The following is a 13,195-nucleotide window of genomic DNA, read 5'->3' as shown; positions in this document are numbered from 1 at the left end:
GAGGTCTAGTTATGGAACGTTCGCGTCTTGTGCGTATGCACATTCAAAATATTGGTTGTATTGGTAATGAAGGTTTAACAGTCGAGTTAGATAATATTGTCTGCCTTGTCGGTGCTAACAATGCAGGTAAAACAACAGTATTACGAGCATATGAATTAGCTGTTCAACAAGAGAAATTGAAGCCTGAAGATTTAAATCACCATGCAAATGGAGAAAAAGCGATGGTTGAGCTATGGATTCATATTCCCCAAAATGCAGGAAATATTGATGAAAAATGGAAAGAAGAAAAAGATGGCTTGTTGTTAGTAAGATCGAAATGGGAATGGCCTGCTGAAGGTGGAAAGCCAATTAGAAGAACATGGGATCCAGAAACACATTGTTATGCTGATGATGGTAAAGCAGCTGGATTAGATACTGTTTTTAATAGTAGATTACCAAAACCTTTTCGTATAGGTTCTTTAGATAATCCTCAAGAAGAACATCAAAAACTATTAGAATTGGTGCTAGAACCAATTCTTAGTAAATATAAAGGAATCATGGAAGACTCAGAGTCTGAGTTAAGTAAAAAACTCCAAGAACTTAAGGGGTTAGCTAATCAACCAATATTAGAACTAAATAAAGATATTGAAGAAGTTCAAAATAAAATTAACTTATCATATAACAAGATTTTTAGTAATTCTAATATTCGCCTTGATATTGCTATAGGAGATATAGGATTCGACCCTAAAAAATCTTTACTATCAGGTTCAAGAATTAATGTTGCTGAAGCCAATAGTTTAGCTAGATGGGATCAACAAGGTACAGGATCACAAAGAGCACTATTTTGGTCAATCCTACAAGTAAGATCTGAGCTAGCAAAAAATTTAGATATACAAAAAAATATTATAGCTGATAAAGAAAAGTTACAAAAATTAGAAGATAAACAGACTCTAACGGCAAAAGATAAAAAAGAGATTGACAAACTAAAAGAAAAACTTTCTCAAGCTAGTACAAGTGACCTCTTTTTGCCAGGTTATATGCTTTTAATTGATGAACCGGAAACAGCTTTGCATCCTTCGGCGGTACGAGCAGCGAAAGAGCATTTATATAATCTAGCAGAAGAAGCAGGGTGGCAAGTTATGCTTAGTACACACCATCCAGCATTTGTAGATCCACTAAAAGATCATACAACAATTGTTCGTCTTCATCGTAAGAGACAACATAATACACCTAATATTTATAAATCAGATTCAGCTGGATTTAGCGATATAGAATTAGAAAATCTAAAAGCATTACTTGCTTTTGATTCAAATGTTTCTGAGATTTTTTTTGGAGATAAAGTTATTCTTGTTGAAGGGGATACCGAATTTGCAGCTTTTACTGAAGTAATGAATATACAAAAAGATGCATATCCGATAGAACAGCAACCTTTAATTTTACGTGCTAGGGGAAAGGCAACAATTGCTATTCTAGCTAAAATCTTAACTCAATTTAAGATAAATTTTTCTGTGTTGCATGATATTGATTCTCCGAGAACAGAAAAAGGGGATAGGGTAAATCCAGCATATTCAATAAATAAAAATATTAAACAAGCTGTTGAAACAGCTCGTGAAAAAGGTCTATCTATTAGCTATCGTTGCTCGTGTCCGAACTTTGAAGAACATCACAAAATGGTATTACCAAGTAAGGATAAGCCTTTTGCGAGTTGGAAGGCTATCCGAGAAAATAAATCTATCCAAAATAGTGTAGAAGCGATTTTAAGAGATTTAATATCTGACCATACCACTGATCTCGGTATATTAGAACAAGATGGAACAAACTATGAAGCCATATTAAAAAACTGGATTCAAGAAAATAATAAATCAGAAGAACTTAGATATAAATTTGAACCATAAAAGGAGCATACTATGCCAAACAAAATCAAACTCTATATTTGGGGCGATTATGCTTGTTTTACCCGTCCTGAAATGAAGGTAGAACGGGTGTCTTATGATGTGATTACTCCGTCTGCAGCTCGGGGGATTTTGGCTGCGGTGCATTGGAAGCCGGCGATGCGATGGGTGATTGATAAAATTTATGTCTTAAAACCGATTCAGTTTGAGTCTGTTCGCCGTAATGAGTTAGGCAGCAAAATTTCTGCCACTAAAATCAGTGGGGCAATGAAACGTAAAACAGTGGCGGATTTATATACTGTGATTGAAGACGACCGCCAACAACGTGCTGCTACTGTGCTGAAAAATGTCGGTTATGTGATCGAAGCTCACGCAGTGCTGACCAAAATGGCAGGTGAAGCGGAAACCGTTACCAAGCATATTGAAATGTTTAAACGCCGTGCGAAAAAGGGGCAATGTTTCCAACAGCCTTGTATGGGTGTACGTGAATTTGCTGCAAATTTTGCCTTAATTGACGATGACGAGCCGTTACCTGAGTGTTTTTTGGCAGAAAATGAGCAAGAGCGGGATTTAGGCTGGATGTTGCACGACATTGATTTTGAGCACGGTAATCAACCTCGTTTCTTCCGTGCGGAAATGAAAAATGGCGTGATTGATGTGCCACCATTTTATGCAGAGGAGGTGAAATCATGATTCTCTCCGCTTTAACCCGCTATTATTACCGTCTTGCAGCACAAGAAGATCGTTCAACAGGCGAAGCCAAAGTACCGTCCTATGGTTTTAGTGAAGAAAAAATCGGTTGGGTACTAGAATTGGATTCAAAGGGAAATTTGGTAAATGTCATTCCAAATTTAACCGCTGACAAGAAACCAAAACCTAAATTGATGAGCGTGCCTCGCCCTGAAAAACGTACGTCTGGCATTAAGCCTAATTTTCTGTGGGATAAAACCGCTTATGTGCTAGGTGTGGAAAGCAATCAAGATAAAGCCACCGCCAAAGATCAACCTATCAATTTCGCCGAGAAAACCTTTGAGGCATTTAAACAGTACCATTTGGATTTGCTTGCAGATTCCAATGATGAAGGTTTAATGGCGATAAGAAATTTCCTGCAACAATGGCAACCCACACATTTTGCCGAATCAATCTGCCCAAGCGAAATGCTTGATGCGAATGTCGTGTTTAAATTAGTCGGCACAAGCGGTTATATTCATCAGCGAGAAGCCGCTCAAACCCTTTGGGGGCGTTTGCTGGTTAGCGAAGAGAGCGAACAAGGACTATGTTTAATCAGTGGCGAAATTGCCCCGATTGCACGTCTCCACCCTGCAATTAAAGGTGTTTATGGCGGGCAAAGTGCGGGCGGTTCAATCATCTCTTTTAATAAAGAATCTTTCACCTCATTTGGCAAGGAACAAGGTAGTAATGCCCCTGTTTCTGAACAAGCCGCCTTTGCCTATACCACAGCGTTAAATTATTTGTTACGCACCGAGAAACATCGTTTAACTATTGGCGATGCGAGTACCGTCTTTTGGGCGGAAGCAGATAATACCACCCAAGCAGAAGCTGCCGAAGGGTTCTTTGCTGCCCTAATGACCCCACCTGATGACGATCAAGAAAACCAAAAAATCTTTGATGAATTGCAAAAAATCAGCAAAGGACGACCGCTTGCAGAAATTTCCCCAGAATTATCTGAAAACACCCGTTTTTATGTGTTGGGGCTTGCTCCGAATGCGGCTCGCATTTCTGTTCGTTTTTGGCTGGATACTACCTTTGGGCAACTGGCAAAAAATCTTAGTGAACATTGGCAAGATCTAGCTCTTGAACCTTGTGCATGGAAAACGCCTCCCTCTATTTGGCAACTGTTATTACAAACCGCTTCATTGGGTAAAAGTGAGAATATTTCCCCTGTTTTGGCGGGCGAAATGGTTCGGGCGGTGATTAGCGGTCATTTATATCCAATGAGCTTGCTTTCTCAGCTGGTGACTCGAATCCGAGCAGACGGCGATATTAACGGCTTACGAGTGGCGTTGATGAAAGCGGTCTTACAACGAAAGTTTAGAAAAGGTTTTATTAAAGAAGGAGTTCCTATGAGCTTAAATAAAGAAAGCGATAACCAAGCTTACTTGCTCGGCAGGTTATTTGCCGTATTAGAAAGAATCCAAACCCAAGCGTTAGGTGAATTAAATGCTGGCATTGCCGACCGCTACTATGGTTCAGCATCTGCCGTGCCGTTTTCAGTATTCCCTCGCTTATTAAGCGGTGCAAAACACCATTTATCTCGCTTGAGAAAAGATAAGGGCGGAATAGCGGTTAATCTGGATAAGGATTTAGGTGAGATTATTGCTAACTTGCCGGAAAATTTCCCTCGCCATTTAAGTATCGATGAACAAGGGCGTTTTGCGATTGGTTATTACCACCAAAAACAAAGCTATTTTGCACCAAAAGAAACAACCGAATCTATTGAAAACTAAGGAAACACTATGTCTATTAAAAACCGCTATGAATTTGTTTTTTTCTTTGATGTCACCAACGGCAATCCGAATGGTGACCCGGACGCAGGCAATATGCCACGCCTTGATCCTGAAACCAGTAAAGGCTTAGTCACCGATGTTTGCCTAAAACGCAAAATCCGCAATTTTATTGAAATGAGCTATGAAAACGAGGCAGGTTACGAAATCTATGTTAAAGAAAAAAGTGTTCTGAACTTACAAAACAAACGTGCTTATGAAGCATTAGGGATTGAATCGGAAGCGAAAAAATTACCAAAAGATGAAGCTAAAGCCCGAGAAATTACCGCGTGGATGTGTAAAAACTTTTTCGATATTCGCACCTTTGGGGCGGTAATGACTACCGAAGTAAACAGCGGACAGGTGCGAGGCCCTGTACAACTAGCATTCGCCCAGTCTATCGATCCGATTATTCCGCTGGAAGTGTCGATTACTCGAATGGCAGTAACCAACGAAAAAGATCTTGAAAAAGAACGCACTATGGGGCGTAAATACATTGTACCTTATGCACTTTATCGTGTTCACGGCTTTATCTCTGCCAAACTTGCTGAAAAAACAGGATTCTCTGATGAAGACGTGCAAAAACTTTGGCAAGCATTACAACTCATGTTTGAACACGACCGTTCTGCCGCTCGAGGCGAAATGGCAGCTCGCAAATTAGTTGTGTTTAAACACGACAGCGAATTAGGCAACCAACCTGCTCACAAACTGTTTGATTCGGTAAAAGTTGAGCGAATCAACGGCGAAAAAGACACACCAGCGAAAGGCTATGATGACTACCGTATCAGCGTACAAGCTGAAGGTTTAAATGGCGTAACCGTTGAAGAATTACTGTAATGGGCGATTTGCAAAATTCTGTGGAAATTTCACCGCTTGTTCAGCCCCAATTTGGCAATGACAAGCGGTTGATTTCACTTTCCGCTTTGCAACACTACGCCTTCTGCCCACGACAATGTGCGTTGATCCACAACGAACAGGAGTGGGCAGAAAATTATCTCACCGCACAAGGTCAAGCGTTGCACGAGCGGGTGGATAGTGGTGAGCCAGAAACCCGAAAAGGTATTCGCTTTGAGCGAACGGTTCACGTTGCAGCGGAAAAATTAGGCATAAGTGGCATTTTAGATTTGGTCGAGCGAGATCTAAAAACAGGCGAGCTAAAACCAGTTGAATACAAACGTGGCAAGCCCAAACTTGAACCAATTGATGAAATCCAACTCTGTGCCCAAGCCTTATGTTTGGAAGAAATGACCAGGCAAACCATTAACGAGGGTGCGTTATGGTATATGCAAACTCGCCACCGTTTGCCGATCATTTTCTCCAGCGAGTTACGCACCAAAACGCTTGCCGCCATTGCCGACGTGCGATCACTTTTAAACAGCGGAACAACCCCTCCTCCCGAATACAGCAAACGCTGCAAAGCCTGTTCACTGATTGAACTCTGCCAACCGAAGTTGTTGGAAAGAGATAGATCGATGAAGTATATGATAGGGATGTTTGGAGAATAATCTTAGTATTTTATTAAAATTACGAGGGAATTATATGCCTATTACTGATTGTCGTGGTGAAGATAACCGTGTACAACTTGTTCATGATTTTGAAATTTTACCTTTAGCTCATGTCAGATTATTGAATGGGCAGACAAGAGAAAGTTGTGCTGGGCCAACTTTAGACAGGGAGTACTATGTTTTTAGTTACCAAAACTATGTAAATAGCGCAGATGCAGGCACCTTTGTTTGCGGGATAACTGTTGCTCATGATTTTATCAATTTGATACAACAACGAAATCCGGAGGTACATCGGTTACCTTTATTTGACCCATTAGCAGGTTTTGCTCAAGTTGAAAAGATTAATAATGCAGATAGATCTGGGGTTGGAAGAAGGGAGCGACTAGTACCAAATTGGAATCCAGTGGCTAGAGAACTTTATGAGGCAATAAGTATAATTTGTCTTATTTGGAATTTAAACAATATTGGAGGTGCTTTGGAACATGTTTTGTTAAACTTAGTTACAAATCCTATGCAAGTACCGAGAGACTCAGATATACGTAGTATAAATACTATTATTTCTAATCATTTTTTTATTATTGAAAATAATAAACAAAGAACTAGTTTAGCATTATGCTTTCAGTCTTTTATGAGAAATAACGGAATAGCCAATCCTCCTCTGGTACAGTTTCCAAACTTAACAGCTCATTTTAATAATCAAGTTGTTAATCCCTGGAATTCAATACCTTATTTTGATTAGTAATATTTATTTAGAATAAGGCATTAATAATGCGCAAACTCCAAAACACCCTCTATATCACAACCCAAGGCAGTTACTTACACAAAGAACGTGAAACCTTGGTCATAGAACAGGATCGTAAAAAAGTGGCTCAGTTGCCGGTGCATTCGATTGGGCATATTTTCTGCTTTGGCAATGTACTGGTGTCGCCGTTTTTGCTGGGGTTTTGCGGTGAAAATAATGTGAATGTCGCCTTTTTTAGTGAAAATGGGCGATTTTTAGCCCGCTTGCAAGGGCGGCAAAGTGGGAATGTTCTGCTCCGCAGGGCGCAATATAAACGCTCGGAAGAAAATCCGGTGCCGATTGCCAAAAATATTATCGCGGCAAAAATTCAAGCCTCCAAACGGGTATTACAGCGGCGGCTGCGAAATCACGGTGATTGTGAGCCGGTTTCGCAAGCGGTAACCGCGTTGAATATCAGCCTAAAACAGTTGCAAAAAGCGGAGAATTTGGAGCTAATTCGTGGCATTGAAGGCGAAGCTGCCTCCCGCTATTTCGGCGTTTTTCAACATTTGTTAAGCGAAAATATCGAATTTCGCTTTGATGGCCGCAACCGCCGACCGCCACGAGATGGCGTGAATGCCTTGCTCTCTTTCCTTTACAGTGTTTTGGGTAAAGATATTAGCGGAGCGTTGCAAGGCGTGGGGCTCGATCCGCAAGTCGGCTTTTTGCATGCCGACCGCCCTGGGCGAGATAGTCTTGCACAAGATATTTTGGAGGAGTTTCGTGCGTGGTGGGTGGATCAAATGGTGCTGTCGCTTATCAACCGAGGGCAGATTAAACCGAGCGATTTCATTCATGAAAGTAGTGGTGCGGTAACGCTCAAGCCCGAGGCGCGCAAGCTGATTTTTCAAACCTTACAAGCGAAAAAGCAAGAAAAAATTATCCACCCGTTTTTGGAAGAAGAGGTTGAAATCGGCTTGTTGCCTTATATTCAATCAATGTTGCTCGCCCGTCATTTGCGTGGCGATCTTGCAGAATATCCACCGTTTTTAATGCGATAATGTTGCAAAAAACGCTAGAAAATGAACCGCTTGTATAAGGAGCAAGGCTATGATGATGTTGATTACCTACGATATTTCTTTCGATGATCCCGAAGGGCAGAAACGCCTTCGCCACATTGCCAAACATTGCCTTGACTACGGCGTGCGAGCCCAATATTCCGTGTTCGAATGCGATGTCACCCCCGACCAGTGGATCAAGCTCAAACAAAAACTGCTGGCGACTTATAACCCTGAGCTTGACAGCCTCCGCTTTTATCATCTCGGTAGTAAATGGCGTAACAAAGTGGAACACCACGGAGCGAAAAAAGCGGTGGATTTGTTCAAAGATACGCTGATTTTGTAATATTTGGTGCATCGCTAACCTGTTGTTATCACCAAAACAGGGGGAGGTTAGCGATCATAAAAGTTCTTTAACAATCAATAAGTTATAAAAAGTATTGGCTCAATTCGAATTGTGCTATACTAAAAACACTCCCTATACAGGCGTTTAGCGAAAAGGCGCTAACAAAGCCTTGCAGCACAATGCTTTTCATATAGGGAGCGGCCACCTCCGCGTGGCTGTGAGTTGAAACCCTGAAATGGGGTGGTTTGTGTTGCCATATGGTGCGGCCACCTCCGCGTGGCTGTGAGTTGAAACGACTAATCATTGCGTTATTTTCGAAAATGCGGAAAGCGGCCACCTCCGCGTGGCTGTGAGTTGAAACAACCCCCTTTTTCTCTATCTGTTAAAGACATAAAAAGCGGTTACCTTCACGTAGCCATAAGTTGAAATCTTGGCATTCAGATATAATTTCTTAGACATTTTGTAGCTATTTTCATGTCACGATAATTGGAAATATAAATAAAGGTGCATTGCTGCACCTTTATTACTATTATTGAACCGTTGCTTTAGTACGCGACTTTTTCACTTTGATTTCCGCTTTCGGCAATACTTCAATTCCCATCGGTGGGTTTTCAAGAGCAATTGCAAGCACTTCATCAATCGTCTCTACGGCGTGAATACGTAATGCTGCTTTGGCATTTTCCGGAATTTCCTCCAAGTCTTTTTCATTCTCTTTTGGAATAATAACCGTTGTAATACCACCTCGGTGGGCTGCAAGTAATTTCTCTTTTAAGCCGCCGATTGGCAATACTTTTCCACGTAGGCTGATTTCGCCTGTCATCGCTACTTCTTTACGAACAGGGTTACCTGTTAGGCTCGAAATTAAAGCCGTACACATTGCGATACCCGCACTAGGGCCATCTTTTGGTGTTGCTCCATCGGGTACGTGAACGTGGATATCACGTTTTTCATGGAAGTCTGCCGCAATACCCAATTTATCTGCACGAGAACGAACCACAACCATTGCCGCTTGGATAGATTCTTTCATCACATCGCCTAATGAACCTGTGTAAGAGAATTTACCTTTACCCGCCACAGAGGCAGTTTCAATGGTGAGTAAATCACCACCTACTTCTGTCCATGCTAAACCTGTTACTTCCCCAATGCGGTTTTGGCTATCCATTTTGCCGTAGTCAAAACGTTTTACGCCCAAGTAGTCTTCGATATTACTTTCAGTAACCTTAATCGATTTCAATTTTTTGTCTAGCACTAAGGCTTTTACTGCTTTACGACAGATTTTAGCAATTTCACGCTCAAGCCCACGCACGCCTGCTTCACGGGTGTAGTAGCGGATAATGCTTAAAATCGCACTATCTTCAACGGTGAGTTCGCCTTCTTTTAGTCCGTTATTTTCTTGCTGTTTAGCTAGTAAATGATCACGAGCGATGTGCATTTTTTCATCTTCGGTATAACCCGAAAGACGAATCACCTCCATACGATCTAACAACGCTGGCGGAATGTTCATCGAGTTTGAAGTTGCCACAAACATCACATCAGATAAATCGTAATCGACTTCTAAATAGTGGTCGTTAAAGGCTTTATTTTGCTCTGGGTCTAACACTTCAAGCAATGCTGAGGCAGGGTCACCACGCATATCTTGAGCCATTTTGTCGATTTCATCTAACAAGAACAGCGGATTACGCACGCCAACTTTAGCCATTTTCATCATTAGAGAACCTGGCATTGCACCGATATAAGTACGGCGATGACCACGAATTTCTGCTTCATCACGCACACCACCTAATGCCATACGTACATATTTACGCCCTGTTGCATTGGCAATAGATTGTCCTAGTGAAGTTTTACCCACACCCGGAGGGCCAACCAAGCAGAGGATTGGACCTTTCAATTTATTTAAACGACTTTGTACCGCAAGGTATTCCACAATACGATCTTTCACTCGCTCTAAACCGTAGTGGTCTTTATCTAGAACTTCCTGTGCTTTAGCTAAATCTTTCTTTACGGCTGATTTTTTATGCCAAGGCATTTGTAAAATCCAGTCGATATAAGTACGCACAACCGTTGCTTCAGAAGAACTTTGCGGCATTGCTTTAAGTTTTCTAAATTCGCCATCGAGTTTGTCTTTGACGTCTGTTGGCAGTTTAGCCGCATCAATTTTCTCTTTGAGCTTATCTAATTCACTTTGTTCAACATCATCGTTATTGCCTAACTCTTTCTGAATCGCTTTAATCTGCTCATTGAGGTAGTAATCACGTTGGTTTTTCTCCATCTGCTGTTTTACACGGTTACGGATACGAGTTTCTGTTTCAAGGGTATCCATTTCCGTTGCCATTGCAATTAATAAGGCTTCAAAACGAGCGATGAGATTTGGTTGCTCTAACAATTCCTGTTTTTTCTTGACAGGGGCAATTAAGTTAGACGCAATCGTATCTGCTAAGCGATCTTCAAGCGTAATTTTTTGCAGTTTAGGAATAATTTCCGCTGGAATTTTTTTATTATTTTTAACGTAATTTTCAAATTCGGTTAAGGTTGTTTTTGCAATGGTTTTTAATTCTTCATTTTCTTCATCATATTCAGAATAAATAGGCTGAATTGCCGCCCAGAAGCCGTTTTCATCATCGTGAATTTGCTCAATTTTGGCACGAGTTTGCCCCTCAACTAGCACTTTTACTGTACCATCTGGCAAGTTTAACATTTGAATGATGTTAGCGGTTACGCCAACAGAATACATATCGTCTTTACTTGGATCTTCTTTATTCGGGTCTTGTTGAGTAACTAAAAACAGTTGTTTATTCGAATCCATCGCCGAACGTAGGGCTTGAATTGATTTTTCACGACCTACAAATAACGGCATAACCATATAAGGGAACACCACCACATCACGCAATGGAAGTAGTGGTAATTCAATTGCTTTCTTTTTTCTTGGTGCCATAAATTTGCTCTCTCTATCTAAAATATCGTTATCCCATTATGAGGACGAATTTGGGAAAAACAAGGGAAAATTTGATTTATATTAAAAAAACTCAACAGCCTTAAACAGTAGATGATGACGATTTAATCAATCGTTAAAACCCGATCAATTTGCTCAATTTCTTGCTTGACATAAACTTAGAATGCGAGCAGAATTCCTACCAATTTTAATCTTCAGGGCAGGGTGAAATTCCCGATCGGCGGTAAAGTCCGCGAGCGAAACGAAAAAGGTTTGGCAGGAACCGGTGAAACTCCGGTACCGACAGTATAGTCTGGATGGAAGAAGAGGTTATAATATGAAAGCACCGTGCAAGCGGTAGTTTTTCGTTCCTTTTTTGCAAGCCTTGAGATCGTAAGATTTCAAGGCTTCGTTATTTTCAATTACAACTGGAATTGCAAAGTTTTACTAAAATTCCACCGCTTGTATTGAAAATAACCCTTTCATCACGCCCCCCATTTATCAAAATTTGTATGACAGACGCTAAATATATGGCTTATGCCATTGAACTTGCCAAGAAAGCAAAAGGTTGGACAAATCCGAACCCTTTAGTAGGTTGTGTAATTGTAAAAGATGGCGAAATTGTCGCTGAAGGTTACCACGAAAAATACGGAGAATGGCACGCTGAACGTAATGCGATTTTACGCTCCGAGCAGGATTTGGTAGGAGCTACTGCTTACGTTACGCTTGAGCCTTGCTGCCATTATGGACGAACGCCGCCTTGTTCTAATTTATTGATTGAGCGAGGAATTAAGAAAGTGTTCATCGGCTCTCGTGATCCAAATCCACTTGTTTCAGGTAAAGGAGCAGAGCAGCTTAGAGCTTCAGGGGTAGAGGTCGTTACAGATTTTATGCGTGCCGAATGTGATGAACTCAACCCGATTTTTTTCCATTACATTCAAACCAAACGTCCTTATGTATTGCTTAAATATGCAATGACAGCAGACGGGAAAATAGCCACAAGTACAGGTGAATCAAAATGGATTACGGGCGAACAAGCTCGTGCAAAAGTACAGGAAACCCGCCATCAATACAGCTCAATTATGGTCGGTGTTGAAACAGTATTGGCTGATGATCCAATGCTCAATAGCCGAATGCCGAATGCCAAGCAGCCCGTGAGAATTGTTTGTGATAGTCAGTTAAGAACGCCACTAGATTGCAAATTAGTGCAAACGGCAAAAGAGTATCGCACCGTTATTGCAACATTAAATGATGACACGAAAGCCCACGAAGCCTATCAACAATTTGGTGTGGAAATTGTTGTAACAAAAGCGGATAACAAGCGGGTAGATTTGCTCGATCTTTTGCAAAAACTGGGCGAAATGCAAATTGACAGTTTGTTGATTGAAGGTGGTTCCAGCTTGAATTTCAGTGCGTTAAAAGCCGGATTAGTAAACCGAGTGCATTGCTACATCGCCCCGAAATTAATCGGCGGCATAGATGCCAAAACCCCGATTGGCGGCGAGGGGATTGGCAAATTGGCACAAGCGGTCAAATTACACCTGAAATCAACCGAGTTAATCGGTGAAGATATTTTGTTGGATTATGAAGTGAAGTAAGGAATAGCAATGTTCACAGGTATTATCGAAGAAGTCGGGCAAATTGCTCATATTCAAAAACAGGGCGAATTTGCCGTGGTGACGGTGAAAGCAAAAAAAGTGCTAACAGACGTACATTTGGGTGATAGTATTGCGGTAAACGGTGTTTGTTTAACGGTAACTTCTTTTACGAAAGAGCAATTTACCGCAGATGTGATGTCGGAAACCCTAAAACGCACCTCACTTGGCGAGTTGGGCATTAACAGCCCGGTCAATTTAGAACGAGCAATGGCGGCGAATGGACGTTTCGGCGGACATATCGTGTCAGGTCATATTGATGGTACGGGTACGGTGGCGGAAATTACCCCAGCGGATAATTCCACTTGGTATCGTATTAAAACGTCGCCGAAATTAATGCGTTACATTATTGAAAAAGGCTCGATCACCATTGACGGCATTAGCCTGACGGTGGTGGATTGCGATGCAGAGTCATTTCGTGTGTCGATTATCCCGCATACCATCAAAGAAACCAATTTAGGGTCGAAAAAAATCGGCAGTCTAGTGAATTTGGAAAACGACATTGTCGGCAAATATATCGAACAGTTTTTATTGAAAAAAGAACCGGAAAATTCGCCAAGCAAATTGACGGTAGATTTTCTCAAAAATGCAGGATTTTAAGGAAAG

The 13,195-nt window shown here is 41.3% G+C and carries 11 protein-coding genes and 1 riboswitch; of the genes, 10 read left to right on the top strand and 1 reads right to left on the bottom strand.

Features of this window, described 5'->3' with window-relative positions; genetic code table 11:
• Window positions 1-11 precede the first annotated feature (11 nt).
• From A6B40_RS02930 to cas2, 8 genes are read left to right on the top strand one after another with little or no spacing between them, the layout of a single operon-like run.
• On the top strand, window positions 12-1,874 hold the full coding sequence (locus tag A6B40_RS02930; RefSeq protein WP_176671512.1) for an ATP-dependent nuclease: 1,863 nt from the start codon (window positions 12-14) through the stop codon (window positions 1,872-1,874).
• Window positions 1,875-1,886: 12 nt separating this feature from the next.
• Window positions 1,887-2,564 (top strand): type I-C CRISPR-associated protein Cas5c, encoded by a 678-nt coding sequence (gene cas5c / locus A6B40_RS02925; protein WP_176671511.1) that lies wholly within the window; start codon window positions 1,887-1,889, stop codon window positions 2,562-2,564.
• Window positions 2,561-4,339 carry a type I-C CRISPR-associated protein Cas8c/Csd1 gene (gene cas8c / locus A6B40_RS02920; protein WP_176671510.1) on the top strand — a complete coding sequence of 593 codons (1,779 nt, stop codon included), beginning with the start codon at window positions 2,561-2,563 and terminating at the stop codon, window positions 4,337-4,339. Before cas5c ends, cas8c begins: the two co-directional genes overlap by 4 nt.
• A 9-nt stretch (window positions 4,340-4,348) precedes the next feature.
• Window positions 4,349-5,212, top strand: coding sequence for a type I-C CRISPR-associated protein Cas7/Csd2 (cas7c, locus tag A6B40_RS02915; RefSeq protein ID WP_176671509.1), 864 nt, complete (start codon window positions 4,349-4,351; stop codon window positions 5,210-5,212).
• Window positions 5,212-5,880 carry a CRISPR-associated protein Cas4 gene (cas4, locus tag A6B40_RS02910; protein ID WP_176671508.1) on the top strand — a complete coding sequence of 223 codons (669 nt, stop codon included), beginning with the start codon at window positions 5,212-5,214 and terminating at the stop codon, window positions 5,878-5,880. The genes cas7c and cas4 overlap by 1 nt, the downstream gene beginning before the upstream one ends.
• A 34-nt stretch (window positions 5,881-5,914) precedes the next feature.
• A complete protein-coding gene (locus A6B40_RS02905) occupies window positions 5,915-6,619 on the top strand; it encodes a hypothetical protein (RefSeq protein ID WP_176671507.1) in 705 nt (234 codons plus the stop codon).
• A 29-nt stretch (window positions 6,620-6,648) separates the two neighbouring features.
• Entirely contained in the window at window positions 6,649-7,662 is a 1,014-nt protein-coding gene (gene cas1c / locus A6B40_RS02900) for a type I-C CRISPR-associated endonuclease Cas1c (RefSeq protein ID WP_176671506.1), read from the top strand.
• A gap of 49 nt (window positions 7,663-7,711) precedes the next feature.
• Entirely contained in the window at window positions 7,712-8,005 is a 294-nt protein-coding gene (cas2, locus tag A6B40_RS02895; protein ID WP_176671505.1) for a CRISPR-associated endonuclease Cas2, read from the top strand.
• 529 nt (window positions 8,006-8,534) lie between these two features.
• On the opposite strand, the gene lon is transcribed toward cas2, so the two are convergent.
• The gene (gene lon, locus A6B40_RS02890) at window positions 8,535-10,937 is read right to left on the bottom strand and encodes an endopeptidase La (protein WP_176671504.1); all 2,403 of its coding nucleotides are present in this window, start codon (window positions 10,935-10,937) and stop codon (window positions 8,535-8,537) included.
• A 204-nt stretch (window positions 10,938-11,141) separates the two neighbouring features.
• Window positions 11,142-11,267, top strand: a riboswitch (FMN riboswitch).
• A gap of 179 nt (window positions 11,268-11,446) precedes the next feature.
• On the opposite strand from lon, the gene ribD reads away from it, so the two are divergent.
• On the top strand, window positions 11,447-12,532 hold the full coding sequence (gene ribD, locus A6B40_RS02885; protein ID WP_176671503.1) for a bifunctional diaminohydroxyphosphoribosylaminopyrimidine deaminase/5-amino-6-(5-phosphoribosylamino)uracil reductase RibD: 1,086 nt from the start codon (window positions 11,447-11,449) through the stop codon (window positions 12,530-12,532).
• A 9-nt stretch (window positions 12,533-12,541) separates the two neighbouring features.
• The gene (gene ribE, locus A6B40_RS02880) at window positions 12,542-13,189 is read left to right on the top strand and encodes a riboflavin synthase (RefSeq protein WP_176671502.1); all 648 of its coding nucleotides are present in this window, start codon (window positions 12,542-12,544) and stop codon (window positions 13,187-13,189) included.
• Window positions 13,190-13,195: the final 6 nt, after the last annotated feature.

Origin of the sequence: Mannheimia varigena (genome assembly GCF_013377235.1) — a bacterium.
Taxonomy (GTDB): domain Bacteria; phylum Pseudomonadota; class Gammaproteobacteria; order Enterobacterales; family Pasteurellaceae; genus Mannheimia; species Mannheimia varigena.
This window is presented reverse-complemented; position numbering and strand designations above follow the sequence as displayed.